This is a genomic window from Citrobacter sp. MNAZ 1397, assembly GCF_023613995.1.
GTDB classification, from domain to species: domain Bacteria; phylum Pseudomonadota; class Gammaproteobacteria; order Enterobacterales; family Enterobacteriaceae; genus Phytobacter; species Phytobacter ursingii.
The window spans coordinates 264,767-285,549 of record NZ_JAKIVH010000002.1 but is presented as its reverse complement, the minus strand read 5'-3'; the positions used below and the strand labels follow the sequence as shown (position 1 = coordinate 285,549).

22 protein-coding genes and 3 tRNA genes are annotated in these 20,783 nt (G+C 50.7%); 16 read left to right on the top strand and 9 right to left on the bottom strand.

Annotated features, from left to right (window positions below; genetic code table 11):
• Window positions 1–358: 358 nt before the first annotated feature.
• The 4 genes from prfC to L2097_RS16070 form a co-directional block, all read right to left on the bottom strand.
• On the bottom strand, window positions 359–1,948 hold the full coding sequence (gene prfC / locus L2097_RS16085) for a peptide chain release factor 3 (protein ID WP_047371931.1): 1,590 nt from the start codon (window positions 1,946–1,948) through the stop codon (window positions 359–361).
• Between the two features lie 70 nt (window positions 1,949–2,018).
• The gene (gene yjjG / locus L2097_RS16080) at window positions 2,019–2,717 is read right to left on the bottom strand and encodes a pyrimidine 5'-nucleotidase (RefSeq protein ID WP_085005481.1); all 699 of its coding nucleotides are present in this window, start codon (window positions 2,715–2,717) and stop codon (window positions 2,019–2,021) included.
• 18 nt (window positions 2,718–2,735) lie between these two features.
• Complete coding sequence (rimI, locus tag L2097_RS16075) at window positions 2,736–3,176, bottom strand: ribosomal protein S18-alanine N-acetyltransferase (protein WP_085005480.1); 441 nt, start codon at window positions 3,174–3,176, stop codon at window positions 2,736–2,738.
• A complete protein-coding gene (locus tag L2097_RS16070; RefSeq protein WP_047371934.1) occupies window positions 3,145–3,558 on the bottom strand; it encodes a DNA polymerase III subunit psi in 414 nt (137 codons plus the stop codon). Before L2097_RS16070 ends, rimI begins: the two co-directional genes overlap by 32 nt.
• Window positions 3,559–3,724: 166 nt before the next feature.
• On the opposite strand from L2097_RS16070, the gene rsmC reads away from it, so the two are divergent.
• From rsmC to L2097_RS16050, 4 genes are all read left to right on the top strand, one after another.
• On the top strand, window positions 3,725–4,753 hold the full coding sequence (rsmC, locus tag L2097_RS16065) for a 16S rRNA (guanine(1207)-N(2))-methyltransferase RsmC (protein WP_250353293.1): 1,029 nt from the start codon (window positions 3,725–3,727) through the stop codon (window positions 4,751–4,753).
• A gap of 167 nt (window positions 4,754–4,920) precedes the next feature.
• A tRNA-Leu gene (locus tag L2097_RS16060) sits at window positions 4,921–5,006 on the top strand.
• A gap of 28 nt (window positions 5,007–5,034) precedes the next feature.
• Window positions 5,035–5,120: transfer RNA gene (locus tag L2097_RS16055), tRNA-Leu, on the top strand.
• 33 nt (window positions 5,121–5,153) lie between these two features.
• Window positions 5,154–5,239 (top strand) — tRNA-Leu (locus L2097_RS16050).
• 31 nt (window positions 5,240–5,270) lie between these two features.
• On the opposite strand, the gene L2097_RS16045 is transcribed toward L2097_RS16050, so the two are convergent.
• Complete coding sequence (locus tag L2097_RS16045) at window positions 5,271–5,510, bottom strand: DUF1435 domain-containing protein (protein ID WP_250353292.1); 240 nt, start codon at window positions 5,508–5,510, stop codon at window positions 5,271–5,273.
• Between the two features lie 254 nt (window positions 5,511–5,764).
• On the opposite strand from L2097_RS16045, the gene L2097_RS16040 reads away from it, so the two are divergent.
• The gene (locus L2097_RS16040; RefSeq protein WP_047371937.1) at window positions 5,765–6,829 is read left to right on the top strand and encodes a GGDEF domain-containing protein; all 1,065 of its coding nucleotides are present in this window, start codon (window positions 5,765–5,767) and stop codon (window positions 6,827–6,829) included.
• A gap of 104 nt (window positions 6,830–6,933) precedes the next feature.
• Entirely contained in the window at window positions 6,934–7,725 is a 792-nt protein-coding gene (gene fhuF / locus L2097_RS16035) for a siderophore-iron reductase FhuF (protein WP_250353291.1), read from the top strand.
• A gap of 242 nt (window positions 7,726–7,967) precedes the next feature.
• Here fhuF and L2097_RS16030 read toward each other — a convergent pair whose 3' ends face one another.
• The gene (locus L2097_RS16030; RefSeq protein WP_047371939.1) at window positions 7,968–9,308 is read right to left on the bottom strand and encodes a PTS sugar transporter subunit IIC; all 1,341 of its coding nucleotides are present in this window, start codon (window positions 9,306–9,308) and stop codon (window positions 7,968–7,970) included.
• A gap of 337 nt (window positions 9,309–9,645) precedes the next feature.
• On the opposite strand from L2097_RS16030, the gene L2097_RS16025 reads away from it, so the two are divergent.
• Window positions 9,646–10,104 (top strand): YbaK/EbsC family protein, encoded by a 459-nt coding sequence (locus L2097_RS16025; protein WP_047371940.1) that lies wholly within the window; start codon window positions 9,646–9,648, stop codon window positions 10,102–10,104.
• A 43-nt stretch (window positions 10,105–10,147) separates the two neighbouring features.
• On the opposite strand, the gene bglJ is transcribed toward L2097_RS16025, so the two are convergent.
• Both bglJ and L2097_RS16015 read right to left on the bottom strand, forming a co-directional pair.
• Complete coding sequence (bglJ, locus tag L2097_RS16020; RefSeq protein ID WP_380081251.1) at window positions 10,148–10,825, bottom strand: DNA-binding transcriptional activator BglJ; 678 nt, start codon at window positions 10,823–10,825, stop codon at window positions 10,148–10,150.
• Window positions 10,774–11,508, bottom strand: a complete 735-nt coding sequence (locus L2097_RS16015; protein ID WP_085005277.1) for a helix-turn-helix transcriptional regulator — start codon at window positions 11,506–11,508, stop codon at window positions 10,774–10,776. The genes bglJ and L2097_RS16015 overlap by 52 nt, the downstream gene beginning before the upstream one ends.
• 513 nt (window positions 11,509–12,021) lie before the next feature.
• Between L2097_RS16015 and L2097_RS16010 the strand changes: the two genes are divergently transcribed.
• The 9 genes from L2097_RS16010 (at window position 12,022) to opgB (ending at window position 19,556) form a co-directional block, all read left to right on the top strand.
• The gene (locus tag L2097_RS16010) at window positions 12,022–12,798 is read left to right on the top strand and encodes a threonine/serine exporter family protein (protein WP_047371943.1); all 777 of its coding nucleotides are present in this window, start codon (window positions 12,022–12,024) and stop codon (window positions 12,796–12,798) included.
• Window positions 12,789–13,262 (top strand): threonine/serine exporter, encoded by a 474-nt coding sequence (locus L2097_RS16005; protein WP_047371944.1) that lies wholly within the window; start codon window positions 12,789–12,791, stop codon window positions 13,260–13,262. The genes L2097_RS16010 and L2097_RS16005 overlap by 10 nt, the downstream gene beginning before the upstream one ends.
• A 66-nt stretch (window positions 13,263–13,328) precedes the next feature.
• Entirely contained in the window at window positions 13,329–13,970 is a 642-nt protein-coding gene (locus tag L2097_RS16000; protein WP_250353290.1) for a TetR family transcriptional regulator, read from the top strand.
• 45 nt (window positions 13,971–14,015) lie between these two features.
• Complete coding sequence (locus tag L2097_RS15995) at window positions 14,016–14,471, top strand: MarR family winged helix-turn-helix transcriptional regulator (RefSeq protein WP_250353289.1); 456 nt, start codon at window positions 14,016–14,018, stop codon at window positions 14,469–14,471.
• A gap of 82 nt (window positions 14,472–14,553) precedes the next feature.
• Complete coding sequence (locus tag L2097_RS15990) at window positions 14,554–14,982, top strand: organic hydroperoxide resistance protein (RefSeq protein ID WP_039078233.1); 429 nt, start codon at window positions 14,554–14,556, stop codon at window positions 14,980–14,982.
• 185 nt (window positions 14,983–15,167) lie between these two features.
• A complete protein-coding gene (gene dnaT / locus L2097_RS15985; RefSeq protein WP_250353288.1) occupies window positions 15,168–15,707 on the top strand; it encodes a primosomal protein DnaT in 540 nt (179 codons plus the stop codon).
• 2 nt (window positions 15,708–15,709) lie between these two features.
• A complete protein-coding gene (dnaC, locus tag L2097_RS15980; protein WP_047371948.1) occupies window positions 15,710–16,447 on the top strand; it encodes a replicative helicase loader DnaC in 738 nt (245 codons plus the stop codon).
• 74 nt (window positions 16,448–16,521) lie between these two features.
• Entirely contained in the window at window positions 16,522–17,025 is a 504-nt protein-coding gene (locus L2097_RS15975; RefSeq protein ID WP_047371949.1) for a YjjA family protein, read from the top strand.
• Between the two features lie 239 nt (window positions 17,026–17,264).
• Window positions 17,265–19,556, top strand: coding sequence for a phosphatidylglycerol--membrane-oligosaccharide glycerophosphotransferase (opgB, locus tag L2097_RS15970; RefSeq protein ID WP_250353287.1), 2,292 nt, complete (start codon window positions 17,265–17,267; stop codon window positions 19,554–19,556).
• Window positions 19,557–19,691: 135 nt separating this feature from the next.
• Here the strand turns inward: opgB and L2097_RS15965 are convergent, their stop codons facing one another.
• Window positions 19,692–20,714, bottom strand: a complete 1,023-nt coding sequence (locus L2097_RS15965; RefSeq protein ID WP_250353286.1) for a zinc-binding alcohol dehydrogenase family protein — start codon at window positions 20,712–20,714, stop codon at window positions 19,692–19,694.
• Window positions 20,715–20,783 lie beyond the last annotated feature (69 nt).

The window sequence follows — 20,783 nt, the reverse complement described above, 5'->3', positions numbered from 1 at the left end:
AATTTGGGCCGTAAGCAGCAATGAAGGCCGCTTTTCCTGCTGTGGTGAATCACCAGTCTGACAAATCAATGAGTTAAGTAAATAACACTCATTCATTAGACTTAAGTCAGTAATTAATATTATGCAATGCATTATTTTCTGGATAAAAAACCACTAAACACGCATTGAATAGGATTTATACCCAGCAAGAATGTCATTACTTTGTTAAATATAGAACACAATCGCAGAAACGCTTGCGAAAGCGGTTAAAAAGTAACCATAGAAGAGGGAAATGCGGCTATTTAAGAACTTTCCGCAAGAGGCTAAAAAGACAGGTAAAGTGACGGAGCACGACGTCTGCCGCGCTCCGTAGAGAAGATTAGTGTTCGCGGGTCTGGTGGAACTGAACATCCGGGTAACGCTCACGCGCCAGGTTCAGGTTGACCATCGTTGGGGCAATATACGTCAGGTTATCGCCGCCATCGAGCGCCAGCTGTACTTCGTTTTTACGTTTGAACTCTTCAAATTTCTTCACATCGCTGCATTCCACCCAACGGGCGGTAGCGACGTTAACGGACTCATAGACCGCTTCCACGTTGTATTCGCTCTTAAGACGCGAAACGACTACATCGAACTGCAGCACACCTACTGCACCCACGATCAGATCGTTGTTAGCGATGGGGCGGAAGACCTGAACCGCACCTTCTTCTGACAACTGAACCAGCCCTTTGAGCAGCTGTTTCTGCTTCAGTGGATCTTTCAGGCGGATGCGGCGGAACAGCTCCGGTGCGAAGTTCGGAATGCCGGTGAACTTCATCATTTCACCCTGGGTGAAGGTGTCGCCAATCTGAATCGTGCCGTGGTTGTGCAGACCGATGATATCGCCCGGGTAAGCCTCTTCAACGTGTGAGCGATCGCCTGCCATAAAGGTCAACGCATCAGAAATCACCACGTCTTTGCCAAGACGCACCTGGCGAAGCTTCATGCCCTTTTCATATTTACCCGACACCACGCGCAGGAAAGCCACGCGGTCGCGATGTTTCGGGTCCATGTTGGCCTGAATTTTAAAGACGAAGCCGGAGAATTTCTCTTCCGCAGCTTCCACTTCACGGGTGTCTGTTTGACGCGGCATCGGCGCGGGCGCCCATTCCACCAGGCCATCCAGCATATGATCAACGCCAAAGTTACCCAGTGCGGTACCAAAGAAGACCGGCGTGATTTCACCTGCCAGGAACAGTTCTTTATCGAACTCGTTAGAGGCACCTTTCACTAATTCAAGCTCGTCACGTAACTGCTGAGCCAGATCTTCACCGACCGCGACGTCGAGATCCGGGCTATTGAGCCCTTTAACAATGCGTACTTCCTGGATCGTATGGCCTTTGCCGGTCTGGTAGAGATAGGTTTCATCTTTATAAAGGTGGTAAACGCCTTTGAACAACTTACCGCAGCCAATCGGCCAGGTGATCGGCGCGCAGCCGATTTTCAGCTCGTTTTCCACTTCATCCAGCAATTCCATCGGGTCGCGGATGTCACGGTCGAGTTTGTTCATAAAAGTGATGATCGGCGTATCGCGCAGGCGGGTAACTTCCATCAGCTTGCGGGTCCTGTCCTCAACGCCTTTTGCGGCATCGATAACCATCAGACAACAGTCAACCGCCGTCAACGTACGGTAGGTATCTTCAGAGAAGTCTTCGTGCCCGGGGGTATCAAGCAGGTTAACCAGACAGTGGTGGTAAGGGAACTGCATCACAGAGGTGGTAATAGAGATACCACGCTGCTTTTCCATCTCCATCCAGTCAGATTTTGCATGCTGATTAGAGCCCCGGCCTTTAACCGTACCGGCGGTCTGGATAGCCTGTCCGAACAACAACACCTTTTCTGTGATCGTGGTTTTACCGGCATCGGGGTGCGAGATGATGGCGAACGTGCGTCGCTTCGACACCTCTTGTAAATAAGGAGACAACGTCATAGTAAAATTCTTCTGTGAAAATGCGCGGCCTCGGCCACGCTATGAAATTCGAAAAATGCGGCTATTGTACTCAACGGCTGAGTGCAGACAATGAATGTTTACACAGGAGTTGCTCCAGTTCGGTTAACGATGTCACGGTCCAGGTCGGGTTGATTCCCTCGGGCAATGCGCGACCGTTAGCATTCAGCCAGCAGGTGGAAAGCCCCGCGTTTATGCCACCCAGGATATCCGATTCAGCGGTATCGCCAACCATCAACACCCGTGAGCGGTCCGGGTTTTGTGCCTGTTCCAGCGCATAATCGAAAATACGCGGATCGGGCTTAGCCACGCCGACCTGTTCAGAAATCACCAGCAAGTCAAAGTAGTCGCGAAAACCAGTACGTTCCAGACGCGTCTGCTGCAACGCGGTAAAGCCGTTGGTAATAATGCCCAGCTTCACCTTTCCTTTTAATGCCGATAAGAGCGACACCGCACCCGGCAGAGGCGCGCAAATCTCTGCCATCGCATTGAGAAACGCGTTATTCAGATCGCCAGGCGCAACGCGCAGGCGCTCCGCCCATCCCTGAAAGCGCTGATGCTGTAATTGTAGTGCGGTGATGGCACCATTCTGGTATTCCACCCACAACGGTTTGTTAATGGCCTGATAATCTTTAAAATCTTCGGCAGTAAATGTCACGCTGTAATCCAGAAACATTCGCTGCAGGCCACCAAACGAATCAAAAGTAAACAGCGTTTCGTCGGCGTCAAAAAAGATCCAGTCCCATTTCATTACATCACCTTTCATTTATTAAAGTGGCAGCGCCATGATGATGGCGTCTTCACGTCCTTGCGCTGTGGGGTAATAGTTACGGCGAATCGTCGCTTCATTAAATCCCAGGCTTTCATACAACGCGATGGCGGCGGTATTGGAGGCCCGCACTTCCAGCCACAGCGTCAACACGCCACGTTTTTCGAGTTCGCCTATCAGATGCTCAAGCAGCTGACGTCCCAGCCCCTGACGTTGCCAGGCGGGATCAACGGCAATATTAAAGAGGGTGGCTTCATCCAGCACCACCTGCGTAATGGCAAAGGCCGCCATCACGTCACCCACCCGTAAACGGTAATTAAGGTAGCGCTCGCCCTGGTTACTGGCGAAGGTCTTCTCACTCCAGGGAAACGCGTGCGCCCGGGTTTCGATCTCGTAAGCGCGGGCTAAATCAGTCGTTGTGAGGGAAGAAATCGTGTTCATAATTGCAAATTTGTCGCCATAGCGCGGCGCGTGCCGCAGGGTTGCCCCGTAGTTCATTGAGGCCAGGCGTTGCTACCTGCGCCCCCTTGAGTGCGACGGGCGATTCAATGCCCAGCCGCCAGCTGTTGCAGGTGCTGCCCGGCGGTAACATCTCTACCCTGTCAGGGGTGAGTTGTAAAACCTGGTCCGGACTGACGGCAAGCGCACGCAGTACATCGCCGACGAGCGGCTCAGTGAGTGCGGGAAGATCAGAAGCCACCATCACTAACCGGATGTGCGCGGGCAGGGAAATGGCGATTTCCCCTTGCAGCGCCGCCGGACGGCGCAGGGACCACTGGGTGATGCCCAGTTGCTGTAATTGCCAGTCGCGTCGGGAAGTCATAGCGAAACACTCCTGTCTGTCAGGCGCGCAAATATAACAAACCCGACGAATTTTCGCCATCCAGTAGATAAGGGGCATTGATGGATAAAGTCGCAGCCAACAAAGAGGCAGCATAGAGGATAACGTGTATAATCCCCGCCTAAGTTTAATGAGGAACCAACCATTCATGTCTGCTTTAACTCCGGCAAGTGAAGTCTTGCTGCGCCACAGTGACGATTTCGAACAGAGCCGCATTCTTTTTGCCGGTGATTTACAGGATGACCTGCCTGCAAGGCTGGAGTCGGTTGAAAGCCGCGCCTGGACACAACAATACCATCAGTGGCAGACACTCAGCCGTCAGATGGGCGACAAGGCCGTTTTCGGGCTGACCCTTGACGAGGCTGCCACTGGCGAGAGCGATACGCTCATTTATTACTGGCCGAAGAATAAGCCGGAAGCACAGTTTCAGTTAATGAACCTGCTGTCGCTGCTGCCGGTTGGCACGGATATTTTTGTAGTGGGTGAAAACCGCAGCGGCGTTCGCAGCGCTGAACAAATGCTGGCGGAGTTTGCGCCGCTGAATAAAGTCGACAGCGCGCGTCGCTGCGGGCTTTATCATGGACGTCTGGAAAAACAGCCAACGTTTGATGCTCAGGCATTCTGGGATGAATATCAACTGGATGGGCTGGCTATTAAAACGCTGCCGGGCGTATTTAGCCGTGACGGTCTGGATGTCGGTAGTCAGTTATTGCTCTCCACGCTGACGCCGCATACTAAAGGAAAGGTGCTGGATGTCGGCTGTGGCGCTGGCGTACTTGCAGCCGTGCTGGCCAGCCACTCGCCGAAAGTACGGCTCACCCTGTGTGATGTCTCTGCGCCAGCCATTGAAGCCAGCCGCGCAACCCTTGCGGCGAATGGCTTTGAAGGTGACGTATTTGCCAGCAATGTCTTCTCTGAGGTGACCGGCCGTTTCGATATGATTATCTCAAACCCGCCGTTCCATGATGGCCTGCAAACAAGCCTGGAAGCCGCGCAAACGCTGATCCGCGGCGCAGTGCGGCATCTGAACAGCGGCGGCGAGTTGCGTATCGTCGCTAACGCCTTTCTGCCCTACCCGGCAGTGCTGGACGAGACCTTTGGTTTCCACGAAGTGATCGCGCAAACCGGACGTTTTAAAGTCTACCGCACAGTGATGACTCGTCAGGCGAAACGCTAATATCTGCTCCCCGGTAGCATTTCGTTACCGGGTAATTCCGCAGCAAATTCCAGGTGTTGGTTTTTAAAGCAGTTATAAAATCGACATGCAATTAACTATTGACGAAACCTGGAAAACATCTAGAATGCGCCTCCGTGGTAACGATACTTATTGGGTATCGATGGTATGCGAAGGTGGCGGAATTGGTAGACGCGCTAGCTTCAGGTGTTAGTGTCCTTTGGATGTGGGGGTTCGAGTCCCCCCCCTCGCACCATAATCCACGTTGATATTGCTCTCACCGGGCGAAGGTGGCGGAATTGGTAGACGCGCTAGCTTCAGGTGTTAGTGTCCTTTGGATGTGGGGGTTCGAGTCCCCCCCCTCGCACCAACGAGGCGATATCAAGACCATTAAGATAGATGTGCGAAGGTGGCGGAATTGGTAGACGCGCTAGCTTCAGGTGTTAGTGTCCTTTGGATGTGGGGGTTCGAGTCCCCCCCCTCGCACCAAATATCTTATTCCCCCTGTATGACCTCTGTATTACACCATCAGCTTCAAATTCAGCATTACCAGCATTATTCCCCCGACAAGCGCAATCCCTGACGGCAGTAGAACAAAATGACGTAACCTTTTGTGATAGAGCATCGCGGGCGTGAGCAACAAACCAATGACAATCACCGAGCGCCAGGCGCCTGCGGAGAGATCCGCAAAGGCCATCATCGCGACGATTAATCCGGACAGCAAGATAGCCCATCCACTCCCCAGTGTGCGTTGCAACATGCTTTAGACTCTCACAACGATAATGATAACCAATATCATATGATAAAGTTTCTCATCTGTCAGCACACCTTAGCGAATCGGTATGAACTTTACGCATCTTCTGGTGACAGGGATTCGCGAAGGTGATAAATTAAGCACCACTTAATTAAATCTTAAAAATTGCGTTTTTTCGCGGTACTCTTTCTTCGCGTTATTTTTCACGTTGGCAACCAGTTCATTTTCATATTGCAGATTAATAACGACTTTTTTTAAATATGACACCACACTCCTGGCAATCCCTTTGTAACAAGAAATATCGCTTATCTGTGCGACTCTTTTTGTTACTGAATACCATCTCAGCCCTTTTTTCTATCGCACTGCCACTTTATAATCTGCGTGCGTTTACCTTGCCCGTATGCCTGATCCTGGTGTCAAGCCTGGCGGGCTTGCTCTGGCACTGGAAGTTTCCAAAAAAGAAAATAAATATAACGCTGATCTCATTTTTATTTGGCTGTATGTGGGCATGGCATATCATTATTAAATCCACGGAATTAAGAGATAATGATTCAACCTATCTCCTTATCGCCCTATTAAGTGTTTTATTTATTGGTTCGCTCGCTTTCTCTAATAATATCATTGCATTTATGCTGCACTCTTCGCCTGCCTTCATGGGGTGTTTTTGGTTAAGCAGCGGTGAAATAACATTGCGGATTATCTACGCGTTTGCACTCCCCATGATCGGAATTGCTATTCAGCATGTGATTCAAAAGCGCAATGATAATTTCTCACAGGCTCTGATGTATCGTCTGATGCAAGAGCGTAAAACGCTGAATGATCTAAGTATGCTGGATCCGCTCACGGGGCTCTACAACCGGCGTGGCCTGCAAAACAAGCTCGACAATCTGCTGGCGCTCGATGACGGTACCCGTTTCGTGTTACTGCTGGATATCGACCACTTCAAAGCTTATAACGATCACTACGGTCATATGATGGGCGACCAGGCATTAATTCGCGTTTCTGCCGCCATTCGTAATGCCGTGCGCTCCAGAGATATTGTCGCCCGCTTTGGTGGTGAAGAGTTTCTGATCTTATTAAACAGTGTCGACCTGGAACGTGCTCGCCTTGCGGCGGAGCGGATTCGTCAACACGTTTACGACCTGAAAATCCCGCATATGTTTAATGAGAGTGTAGCGACCAACGTCACGGTGAGTATTGGCATTGCGCCGCTGGAAGATGGCGACATCGATGACGCGCTCGATAAAGCAGATAAAGCGTTGTACGAAGCGAAACATCAGGGACGGAACAGTATTCTCGTCAGCAGTGACTTGCAGGTCGCCTGATTCGACCTGTCCAGACTGACTTTACGATAAACATCTTGCTATAGATCTGGCCTCTCGCTAGGATTGGAAATCATTATCATTTAGATTTCTATCTTTCTGACACTATGGCTTATCGTTGCGTACCCGTTAATGAATTTGTGATCCGTCGGGCGAGACTCTTCACTGAGAGTGACACTCTGGCGAATGATGTGCGCGACATCCTTGCCCGTCTGCGCCCTCATCTTCTCGATTTCATCAAGCTGAACGAGCTTCCGCCACAACAGACGCTAACCCTGATGCAATGGGCGCGACCAGACCGTTTGCAGTCACTACGGACCACTTACGCAAAGCATATCTATCTAAAGCAGCCAACGCTGTCGCAGGAAGGCAAACCATTGTTGTCATTATGGGCACAGTGGTACCTCGGCCTGATGGTGCCGCCGCTACTGGTGGCCTTATTAACGCAAAAAATCGCCGTCGATCTTTCACCTGAACACCTGCACGTCGAGTTTCATGAAACCGGCCGCGCCGCCTGCTTCTGGATGGATGTTGAGCAGGATGAGGCGCTGACAACCCAGGGCGATATCCCGCGCATTGAGGCATTAATCATCCGGGCGATGTCCCCTGTCGTCGCGGCACTGGAGGCTACAGGCGAGATCAACGGTAAGCTTATCTGGAGCAATACGGGTTATCTGATTAACTGGTGTCTGGGCGAAATGAAGCCTTTGCTGGGTGATGAGCGTGTCGCCGCACTGCGCCAGTTCTGTTTCTTCGAGAAAACGCTCTCAAACGGCAACGACAACCCTTTGTGGCGGACTGTTGTCAATCGTGATGGCGTGCTGGTCAGGCGGACCTGCTGCCAGCGATATCGCTTGCCAGATGTTCAGCAGTGCGGAGACTGCACACTAAAAAAATAGCGTCATGCGACCAGATACCCTCACACTTGTGAAGCGATGCGTCTTTATGCCCTCACCCCGGCTCCCGGTCAGCCGTCAACGCCTCATCCATTTTCAGCCGGCCCCTGTCATCGTTGTCACTGTTTTATTCTCATTAGGCGGTGTTATCGCTGTAAAACGGAATATGACCGGGGATTCCTCTGCCCACAGGGAGAGGGAGTAAATACTTAAAAAGGCAACTTTCGTTGCCTTTTTGCATTTATTTAGGCCACTTGCTGATTTTCTTCTGCGCGTTGCGCCTCTTCCGCTTCCTGTTCCAGTAACTGTTTCTCATACACTTTAAAGAACGGGTAGTAGATGATGGCGGAGATAACAGCGAGGATCACGACAAGAATCGCGGCACGGAAATCCCAGCCGAGCGCCCACGCCCCGCCAATAGGTGCAGGAGCGGTCCACGGAACAACAGAAATCACGCGACCAATCAAATCCATTTTCATCGCCGCCCAGGCAATAATGGCATTAACTAACGGTGCCAGCAGGAAAGGAATAAAGAACACCGGATTCATAACGATCGGCGTACCAAAAATAACCGGCTCATTAATATTGAACATGCTGGGGACAATGCTTAAACGACCGATAGAGCGTAAATGCACCGAGCGACTGCGCAGATAGCAGAACACCAGCCCCATAGTCGCACCGGACCCGCCAATAACGATAAAGAACGTCCAGAAGGCCTCCATAAAGATATGCGGCAACGGCGCACCCTGTGCCAGCGCCGTCTGGTTCAGCCCAAGGTTAGTCAGCCAGAACATTTGCAGCATACCAGATACAATCGCCGCCCCATGAATCCCGGCAAACCACAGTAAATGTCCGATCAGTACCGCCAGTAAAATCGCAGGCAGCGAATCCGCAGCCGAGACCAGCGGTTTGAAGAGCGCCATAATAGCTTGCGGAATCAATACATTGAATTGCGACTGAATAAGGAGGCTCAACGGATAGAGGGTCAGCACAACCACCAGCACCGGAATCAGCAGGTCAAATGAGTTTTTAATCATCGGCGGCACCTGGTCAGGCAAGCGGATGCCGATATTGTGCGCCTTGAGGAAACGCATCATCTCCACACAGTACACGGCAACCAGTATCGCGGTAAAAATCCCGGTTCCTCCAAGGCTATCTACCGGCAATGTACCATTCGTTTTGGGAGCCGCAACCAGTAAAAAGGCCATCAGCGACAGCATGGCACACATAAAGGGATCGAGCTGATGTGACTTCACATAATGCTTGCCCAGGTTATAGGCGATAGCCGCGCAGATGTAGATAGACATAATGCCCATCGTCATATCGAACGGCGTCAAAATACGACCTTCATACTGCTTTGCCAGATCGAGCCACGCACGCGCGAAGCCCCACGTCGTGTCCGGCGAAAATGGCGGGTAGGCGAAGACCAACAGGAATGAACCGACTATCATAAACGGCATGGCAGAAATGAAACCATCACGGATGGCCATGACATGACGCTGGGAAGAAATTCGCCCGGCTATAGGGCTGACGTAGTTTTCGATGAAGCGAAAAATCACGTTAAACAATGCATGATTGGCAGACATAGCGGCTCTCCTGTCAGTCTATATAATTCAGCGCAACAGCGAATGTTCTGCCGTGCAGCAATCCATTTTTAGGGTTTAAGACCATGCTGGTTAACGAACCAGCATTACAGCGAAGCAGGATACGTTTCATAGACGGCTCTTATTGATTATCGGGACAGAGGAAGTGACAAAATCAGTATTAACCCCGATGAAAAACACTGCAACCGGTTACTGTAACCGGTTTCCGCGATTGTGAAGGTGATCGTGAAACGCGTGGTAACGGGATTGTTTTGACAAGATATTTACAGGGTTCACAGGGTTGTGACAGATTATTGAAGGTTATGTTCAGGAGAAGAAAATGAGTTTGCAGTCTGTCAGGCAATTTTTTGCCGAACACGCCCCCGATATTGACATCATCGAGCTCAACCAAAGTACCGCAACCGTCGCACTGGCTGCTGCCGCCCATAATGTTGAACCCGGTCAGATAGCCAAAACGTTATCTCTCAAAATCAAAAACGACGTGGTGCTCGTTGTCGCGAAAGGCGATGCCCGTCTGGATAATAAAAAGCTAAAGTCCACTTTCGGCGCAAAAGCGAGAATGCTCAGCAGCGATGAAGTGGTGACTCTTACCGGTCATCCGGTTGGCGGTGTCTGCCCGTTCGGGCTGGAAAACCCGTTGGCCGTTTATTGTGATGTTTCATTGAAACACTACGCAGAAGTCCTCCCGGCCGCGGGTGCAATCCATAGCGCAGTGCGTATTTCCCCGGAACGCATGGCGCAATTAACGGACGCAAAATGGATTGATGTTTGTGAGTAACCGGAACAGTGCCAGGGGGTTAACCTGGCACTTAATATGCTGACTATGCTGCAGATTGGGGCCCTTTCAATGCGGCAGCCGCAGGAACCCAGGTTAAAATATCTGCTGCATTCAGCAGTCCTACATCAGAATTCACCCCTAACTTAGCCATGGCGTTAAATTTATGCGCCCGGATAGTCTTGATGTTACGTTCCAGTTGTACAGCGATCTCTGGCATCGACAGGCCACGCGTCATGCATTGCAAAATGGCGCGCTCGGTCGGACTCAACGTGCGATTTTGGCTGACATACCAGTGATTAACCACGTTCTCGTTAACACGGCGGGTCTCCCCCAACAGAGTACCAATGTGTCCAAGTAAAATGGGCAATGAAGCCGATTTACTTAAAACCCCGTGCAATCGTGACGGAGAAAGGCGACTGACAAGGCGTGCTTCACGGTCATCATCCGCCAGTACGATCCGCTGAATGCCTGGATTTGTCAGCGACAAGGCATGTAAGCAAAGCAGACATTCCCGACGCAGTTCTCGCATACTTGATAGCGAATAAATCACTGAAAAGAAAAATGTCTTTTTCTGCGCTTCGACAAATGCTTTGTGACTGTTAAAAAAATGAAAGTGATATGATTTCATGACTGGCGATGCGAATAAATGGCGCAGACCAGCCTCACTCATCATGCATCTCTCGATGATGGCAACATGTTTTTTCCCGGCACTGATTTCCATTCTGATTGCTCTCCATACGCCGACACAAGATTCAGCTCTTTAGCACCCTGCGCGCTATTAATCCATGCGTACATTTCCGCGTTGCTCCGTAATGACAGTCGACGCATGGCGCTGTTTTTTTGCGCGCTAATCGTTTTATTGCTTTTTTTAAGCAGCATCGCAATTTGATTAATACCCCACCCTTTACCTAACAGACGGAATACCTTTCGCTCAGAAAGCGTTAATGACTCCAGCTTATTAACAGCCTCTTCTGCATCGAAAAAATCTGCTGATAATAAAGTCTGACTAATTCTTTCTGCGCTTTCATCACCAGCACGAATAGCCTTTATGACACCGTCCACCGGTTCTCTGTCTGAAAGTAAGGTGCTACAAGGACGCATCAGCAATTCAACAGCCATGGGATAAATCGTACGTGAAACAAAGAATATCCAATGAATATCAGTATATTGAGAAAGAAGGGAATAATATTGTTCACAGGCATTGCGCATCTGACGCTGTTCACCCGAAAGATCAGCGATGACCAGTGAGGCGCGGCGTAACTGTAATAGTGTTATCTCTTCTAAAGAACGACAATACGTTAATTCATATTCGGGGAAATGGCGCTCCAGAATATCCCCCAGACCAACAGTCATGACGGGAATTTTGCTGACAACTATTCCATATTTACAGCTTCTCGATAACATGTAACCTCCGCATCCATTCGCGAGCCTTATAAAATAAGTAATGTGAATATTTACTAATAACGCCAACCACCGTGTCAGCGGAAACTACCTATTAATAAATATCAAATGAAAATATGACGAGAGTGTTTGTCAATATTCGGTTGTAACAATTAGTGATTATAAAAACAGCTTAATGGGGTGTCAATATATCTTACAGGCCAATAATGATACCTGGTACGTACTCTTTAAAAGACAAAAAGAGAAACAGAAATTAATTAATCATAAAATATATATTTATTTAAAAGAAATACACCGACGAAATGAATCTGTCTTTTTGCCTCTCATACAGCGTAGGTTTCCCTTTCCCTTACGGTAAGGGCGCACAATCCTGCCAGTAACCGGCAAAACCGTACCATTTTGTGATTTATTGCACGGATCTTGATCTATCACCACGCCAAATACAGGGCTTCCTGTGTTAAAAATTACTTTTCGCGCCACGCCTTGTGGGCCTTGTGCAACATTACCAGAGCTATCATGCAAGAAGACCAGTCAACACAACGCGCCATTACACGTTTGTGTATCCAGTGCGGCCTTTTATTATTGCAACACGGTGCAGAAAGCGCACTGGTAGAAGAATTATCCACGCGTCTGGGACTGGCACTGGGCATGGATAGCGTCGAAAGCTCTATCTCATCAAACGCCATTGTGCTGACGACCATTAAAGATGGTCAGTGTCTGACGTCGACGCGAAAAAACAGCGATCGCGGCATCAACATGCATGTGGTGACGGAAGTACAGCATATCGTCATCATGGCGGAGCACCGGCTGTTGGACGCTCACGATGTCGAAAAGCGCTTCTCGCAGGTCAAACCGCTGCGTTACCCGCGCTGGCTGGTCACCCTGATGGTTGGCCTGTCCTGTGCCTGCTTTTGTCGGCTGAATAATGGCGGCTGGGATGGCGCGTTTATCACCTTCTGCGCCAGCAGTGTGGCGATGTATGTCCGACTGGTGCTGGCAAACCGTCATATGCACCCGCAAATAAATTTTTGTATCACGGCGTTCGTGGCAACCACAATTTCCGGGCTTATGCTCACGTTGCCCGTTTTCCTGCATACCTCCACGGTCGCCATGGCAGCAAGTGTTTTATTGCTGGTCCCCGGCTTCCCGCTGATCAATGCCGTCGCAGATATGTTTAAAGGCCATATCAATACAGGCCTCGCTCGCTGGGCTATCGCCAGCCTGTTAACTCTCGCCACCTGTATTGGTGTTGTGTTGGCTATGACCATGTGGGGACTACGCGGATGGATGTAATCTGGTTTTTACTTAATCTGATCCAGGATATGGTGCTGGCCGCCATCCCGGCCGTGGGTTTTGCAATGGTGTTTAATGTCCCGCATCGCGCGCTGCCCTGGTGTGCACTGCTGGGCGCAATCGGTCACGGTACGCGCTTCGCCATGGTTTATTGGGGCTTTAACATCGAGTGGTCGACATTTATCGCCTCCATGTTGGTAGGCAGTATTGGGATACGCTGGTCACGCTGGTATCTCGCGCATCCCAAAGTCTTTACGGTTGCCGCAGTGATTCCCATGTTTCCTGGGATATCAGCCTATACCGCGATGATCTCCGCCGTGAAGATCAGCCATCTCGGGTATAACGAAGATCTGATGATTCTTTTGCTGACCAATTTTCTCAAAGCGTCATCGATTGTCGGCGCGCTGTCTATCGGCCTGTCGATCCCAGGACTGTGGATTTACCGCAAACGCCCACGTGTGTGAAATTTGAGTTATTTCTTTGCCATGGTGATAATTCCCCGAACCGATTGTGACTGACCAGGAGCGGATGTGGAACACCATGACATTTATTCACCGGACAGTTTTGACGATACCCGGGTGAAGGACAAAATTTTCCTCAGCGCAATTACCCTGTTTGCAGAATATGGGCTCAATGGCGCCCGCATGGAGCAAATCGCGGAAAAAGCCGGCACAACAAAGCGTATGGTGGTGTACCACTATAAAACCAAAGAAAACCTCTATCTGCAGGTTCTTGAGTATGTTTATGCTGCCATTCGCGCCAATGAAAAATCCCTCGAACTCGCCGCTCAGCCACCGGTCGAAGCGCTGGTACAGCTGGTAGAGAGTAATTTTGATTACCACGCCGACCACCCGGATTTTATTCGCATCATCTGCATGGAGAACATGCAGCGTGGCCGTTTCATCCAGCAATCGACCTGGCTGCGTGAGGTCAATCTCAGCGCCCTGACGCTGCTGGAAGATATTTTGCGGCGCGGCCAGCAAAAGCTGCTATTCAACCAAAGCGTCTGCGCACGCGATCTTCATCGGCTGATCAGTAGCTTTAGTTTTCATTACGTTGCCAATAGTTATTCGTTCTCTATGCTCTTCGAAGCGGACGAAGATCAGCAGCAGCAGCGTCAGCACTATCGACAAATGGCGGTACAAGTTGTGTTGCGTTATATCTGCCCCTAAAAAAATAACTTGCAATTAAATCGTGCGCTATCTATATTCAAAAACATGAAAACGAAATCAACTCCGCCCGCGAATGCGCAGCTCGCGTTAGATAACCAGTTTTGTTTTGCGTTGTACTCAACAAACCTGGCGCTGCACAAGCTGTATCGGCAGCTACTGGCACCGATGAATCTGACCTACCCACAGTACCTGGTGATGCTGGTGTTGTGGGAACAAGATGACGTCACGGTGTCAGAGATTGGTGAACGCTTATTTCTGGATTCGGCAACCCTCACTCCGCTGTTGAAGCGGCTGGAAAGCGCCGGGTTCATTGTTCGCCAACGCTCCCGCCAGGATGAACGCCAGGTCGTCATCACCCTGAGCGAGGCAGGTCGGGAATTGCAACAACAGGCAAAAGCGATACCGAATGCGGTCATGTGTTCGTTCGAATGTGACCACAAGCATTTGATGGAGCTAAAGCAGCAGCTCGAAGTATTGCGCAAACAGTTTCAGCAAGCATAAGCCCGACTGTGGACGGTTTTATGCGCCCATATATATAGCGCGCTATTTTATAGCAAACGATAATTACGAAAAGGAACCTGTTATGTCTTTAGAAAAAGTGATTTATACCGCCAAAGCCAAAGCCACTGGTGGCCGTGAAGGTCGCGCAACCTCTTCTGACGGGGTACTGGACGTCAAACTGGGTTTACCGAAAGAGATGGGTGGCGCAGGCGGTGAAGTCACCAACCCGGAACAACTGTTTGCCGCAGGTTATTCAGCCTGTTTCCTGGGTGCGATGAAGTTCGTCTCTGGTCGCGACAAAATCGCTATTGCAAAAGACGCCTTTATCGAAGCAGAAGTGGGTATCGGTCCGCTCCCGACCGGCTTTGGGATTGAGGTCAAACTCAATATCCACCTGGAAGGAATGGACGCCGCAGAGGCGAAGAAACTGGTCGATGCCGCACATATTGTCTGCCCTTATTCTAACGCCACTCGTGGCAACGTCGATGTTACGTTAAACATCATCGCGTAATACTAAGCCGGACGGGCATTAGCCAAAGATCCGGCAGCCAGCACCATTGGGAAAACACACAGCCGGGGCAACCCGGCTTTTTCGTCTCTGCTCCCCCCGCCTTCCACTGTGTTACTATGTGTCATTATGTCTGCGAAAATCTTCGCAGAACGTCTTTCTGTTGTTGCCCTGTTTGAGAACGCGCTATGTCTTCCAGAATTCTGACTTCTACCGTTATCGGCATTGATGATTTTATGCGCGATCATGAAAGCGTTCTGGCACGAACGGAAGGGGGCGCAGTCGCTGTTTTTGCTAATAACAGCCCTGCGTTTTACGCTATTACCCCCGAACGTCTGGCAGAATTGCTGGCGCTGGAATCACGTCTGGCGCGCCCGGCCAGTGATATCACGCTGGATAATCAATTTTACGAAGAGCCGGCCGCCACGCTGGTAAATGTCCCAATGGGGAAATTTGCCATGTATGCCGGCTGGCAGCCAGATGCGGATTTTCAGCGTCTTGCGGCGCTTTGGGGCATCGCCCTTGACCAGCCCGTTGCGCCGGAAGAACTGGCGGCTTTTATTGCTTACTGGCAAGCCGAAGGGAAAGTGTTCCACCATGTACAGTGGCAGCAAAAATTGGCGCGAAGCATCCAGATAAATCGCGCCAACCAGGGCGGCGCGGCGAAACGCGACATTAACGCGATTTCCCAGCCTGACAGCCAAATTCCACCAGGTTTTAGAGGATAACGATGAAAAACGTCGCTGAACTGATGAAACGTCTGCAACGGATGATGCCTGCCAATACTCAGCCCGCGTTTAAAAACGGCGAGGAACTCATGGCCTGGCAGAAGGAGCAGGGCAAGATCCGCGCCGCCGCGATTGCCCGCGAAAATCGGGCGATGAAAATGCAGCGCACCTTTAATCGCTCAGGTATCCGTCCGCTTCACCAGAATTGTTCTTTTGATAATTACAAAGTGGAATGCGAAGGCCAGATGCGTGCGCTGAGCCAGGCGCGGCAGTATGTGGCTGAATTTGATGGAAACATTGCCAGCTTTATCTTCTCCGGCAAACCGGGTACCGGTAAAAACCACCTCGCGGCCGCTATCTGCAATGAACTGCTACTGCATGGCAAATCCGTGTTGATCATCACGGTCGCTGACATCATGTCCGCCATGAAAGAGACTTTTGGTAACCGCGATAACAGCGAAGAACAGCTACTGAACGATCTTAGCAGCGTGGATCTGTTGGTTATCGATGAGATTGGCATGCAAACCGAATCACGCTACGAAAAAGTGATCATTAATCAGATTGTCGATCGTCGTTCTTCCTCAAAACGCCCGACAGGTATGCTCACCAACAGCAATCTGGAAGAGATGAATAAGCTATTGGGTGAACGCGTCATGGACAGGATGCGCCTGGGCAACAGTTTGTGGGTCATCTTTAACTGGGACAGCTACCGTAGCCGCGTTACCGGCAAAGAGTATTGAGAGTTTTCCCCTCCTTAATCCGGACGCCTGCTGGTGTATAATGTGCGCTTTCAGGCTACCCCCAGGATTACGCCATGTCCTTTGCTAAACACCTCCTCTGCGTCGCTTTCGCCAGCGGCGCATTTTTCACTCACGCGAGTTACGCCGCGTCCTGGCAGGAAAATCTTTCCAGTGCCGCCAGTCAGCTTAGTCAGCAGAGCGGTTCCGGTGCAGGTCAGCAGCAAGGCGGTATGTCTCTGTCTTCACTGACGGGCCTGCTTAATGGCGGTAATCAGTCACTAAGCGCGAGCACCATGAATAATGCAGCAGGCGTAATGTCTTACTGCGCCAAACATAAGCTCGCCTCGCTGACTAACACCGATAACATCAAAAATCAGGTACTGGATAAGCTTGGCCTGAGTACTCAGACAGAGCAACAGAAAGACCCCAACTATCTCGAAGGCCTGCAGGGGATGTTAAACACCAAAAACGGCGAGCAGCTCAATCTGAATAATATTGGCAGCACGCCGCTGGCAGAGAAAGTGAAAACCAAAGCCTGTGATATTGTCCTGAAACAGGGCGTAAATTTTCTCTCCTGAGGCACATAACGTCGCGTTTGCCACCCCAAGGCCGCAGGCGCGACGCCTTCCTTGTTTACCTGCCAGCCTCCTCTCCCCATAGAGAAAGCGGCAGCGGTCATACTTAAATCTTTCTAAACCAATTCCGAATAAATCTGTATAAAGATGACACTACAATTGCAGCTACATGACATCGCAATTAAATTGTAGCCCTAAAGGATTTCTGCCAGCAGGATGCTGGTGTCGCAGAGGAATGACGGTTGTCCGAGTTACTTTCTATTGTTTTATTTCTCGCGTCCGTGGCGATTTACGCCTCTAAAGCGGGCCGTAATACCTGGTGGTTCACTGCAATATTGCTGGTGTTGGGTTTCTTTGTGCTGTTAAACATCACCCTTTACGCCAGTAACTACTTCACTGGCGATGGGATCAATGATGCGGTTATCTACACGCTGACCAATAGCCTGACAGGCGCGGGGGTGCGTAAATACCTGCTGCCAGGTGCGGCCCTGGTTCTCGCACTGGCTGCGGTTTTTGGCGTGCTGGGCTGGGTGCTGCGCCGCCGTCGCCATCGCCCTTATCACTTTGGTTATAGCCTGCTGGCGCTGTTGCTGGCACTCGGCTCCGTGGACGCAAGCCCGGCATTTCATCAAATTACTGAGCTCGTTAAATCACAATCCCGCGAAGGCGATCCTGATTTTGCAGAATATTATCGTGAACCGGCGAAAAAGATCCCGAATCCGAAGCTGAACCTGGTCTATATCTACGGCGAGAGTCTGGAACGCACCTATTTTGATGATGACGCGTTTCCTGGCCTGACCCCTGAACTGGGCGCATTAAAAGAAGAAGGTCTGGATTTTTCGCAAACGGAACAGTTGCCCGGTACGGACTACACCATTGCCGGCATGGTCGCCTCACAGTGTGGGATCCCACTGTTTGCGCCGTTTGAAGGTAACGCATCTGCGTCTGTTTCCAGCTTTTTCCCGCAAAACATCTGTCTTGGCGACATCCTGAAAAACTCCGGCTACCAGAACTATTTTGTGCAGGGCGCAAACCTGCGTTTTGCCGGTAAAGATGTGTTCCTTAAATCGCATGGCTTTGATCATCTGGTCGGCGCAGAAGAGTTAAAAGGTGAAGTGAACGACCCTAAATACCGCAATGACTGGGGCTTCTACGACGACACCGTACTGGATGAAGTATGGAAAAAGTACGAGGCGCTTTCGCGTTCCGGGCAGCGTTTCTCATTATTTGCGTTAACTGTCGATACCCACCACCCGGACGGTTTTATCTCCCGAACCTGTGGGCGTAAAAGCTATAGCTACGAGGGTAAACCAAATCAGTCGTTTAGCGCCGTGACCTGTAGCCAACAGCATATCGCCGCGCTGATTAACAAAATAAAAGCCTCACCCTGGTTTAAAGATACGGTCATTGTGGTCTCCTCCGACCATCTGGCCATGAACAATACGGCGTGGAAATACCTGAATAAAGAGGACCGTAAGAATCTGTTTTTCGTTCTGCGCGGCGATGATCCACAGCAGGACACGCTGGCAGTGAAGCGCAGCACCATGGATAACGGCGCCACGGTGCTGGATATTCTCGGTGGCGATAACTACCTCGGTCTTGGGCGTAGCAGCCTGTCAGGGCAGTCGCTTTCCGGCGAATTCCTCAATATGAAAGAGAAAATTGTCGCCTGGAAGCCCGATATCATTCGCCTGTGGAATTTCCCGAAACAGATGAAGGACTTCACCATCGATCGCGATAAAAAGATGATTGCTTTCTCCGGCAGCAATTTCCGCCTTCCGCTGCTGGTACGTGTGTCATCAAAACGCATCGAGCCTATCCCGGAAAGCGAATACTCCGCGCCGCTGCGTTTCCAGCTCGCCGATTTCGCCCCACGCGATAACTTTGTCTGGATTGATCAATGCTACAAAATGGCCCGCCTGTGGGCGCCGGAGCTGGTGCTTTCCACCGACTGGTGCGTATCGCAGGGGCAGCTTGGCGGTGAGCAGAAGGTCCAGGCGGTCGATAAAGAACAGTGGAAAGGAAAAACGGCGTTCAAAGACACCATCATCAGCACCGACCGTTACAAGCAAAATGTGGATATGCTGAAAATTGTCGATGACGACATCCGCTACAAAGCCGACAGCTTTGTCTTCAACGTCGCGGGTGCACCAGAGGAAGTGAAAAAATTCAGCGGCATTTCCCGCCCGGAAAGCTGGGGACGCTGGTCGAATGCGCAGCTCGGCAACGAAGTCGAAATAGAGTTTAACGACCCGCTGCCACAATCTTTTGATCTGGTGATCACTGCAAAGGCTTATGGCGCAAACGCCAATCGCCCTATTCCGGTAAGAGTAGGCGACGAGGAACAAACGCTGATGCTGGGCAACGATGTTTCCACCACCACATTGCGTTTCAACAATCCGACACGCAGTAATACGCTGGTGATTGTGCCGCCGGAACCCGAATCCACCAATGAGGGGAACATTCTCGGCCACTCCCCGCGCAAGCTTGGTATCGGGATGGTAGAGATCAAAGTTGTTGAAAGGGCAGGATAAAAAAATGCGCCCGAACTGGCCTGGGCGCTGAATAGCAATTGTTAGTGCTGCCTGTCTTTGCAAGGTACTTTCGCGGGCGGATGCCCCCGTGACAGCCGCCGCCTCAACTCACCCCATCTGCGTGCCGAAAGGCACTCAGAAATGAATAACTCCTTTGATTAATTCACGATTGTTGATCACCTGCTGTTCGTAGATTTCCGCCAGTGCGTGAAACTCGTAGCGATGTGTCAGCATCATTTGTGCCGTGATCTTCCCTTCCGCCATCAAACGCCCGACTTTGGCAAAATCCTCCTCCGTCGCGTTACGGCTCCCCATCATGGTGGTCTCTTTTTTGTGGAATTCCGGATCGGAAAATTGCAAATTCCCTTTAAACAAACCGACAAACGTGATGCTGCCGCCGTGGCGAATCAGGTTCACCGTGTTATTCATCGCCTGCGGATTACCCGTGGCATCGATCACCTTCTGCGCTAACGAACCGCCAAAAGCGGCACGCAAACTGGCGTCAAAATCCGCAGCAGACGGATCGAGAGTCGTTAAGCCCAGAAATGTATCGACATGCGCACGACGTGCCGCGCTGGTATCAGCCACCACGACCTGCGCCCCGTCCGCTTTAGCAATGGCCGCCGCTCCCAGGCCAATTGGCCCCGCCCCCACGACCAATACCTGTTCACCCGGCAGGATCGCTGCACGGCGTACCGCATGGGCACTGATCGCATAAGGCTCGATCAATGCGGCAGCGTACGGATCAATCCCGTCAGTCACCAGCAGGCTATTCGCCGGCACGCTTAAAAACTCACTAAAACCGCCATCCTGATGTACGCCGATCACGGAGATGTTCTCGCAGCAGTTGGTGCGCCCACTACGGCAAGCCGGACATTTACGGCAGGAAACGTAAGGAATAACCACAACCTGCTGACCATTATGCAAATGATTTATATTTTTCCCCAGCCCAACAATTTCACCACATATTTCATGGCCTAATACTCGTGGGTAACTAAAAAAAGGTTGATTACCTCCCCAGGCATGAATATCTGTCCCACATATCCCTACTGTTTTTAATTTTATTAACGCTTCATCATTGCCAGGCTTTGGAATTTCACGTTTTTCCCAAGTCATTACTTTTGGCTCCTGACATACCAGGACATTCATTGTGGTCATTGTTCATTCTCCCGTGTTTCTTGTTGCACCAGATATCGGGGAAAAGGAGAATTAAAACGGAATCGTCGC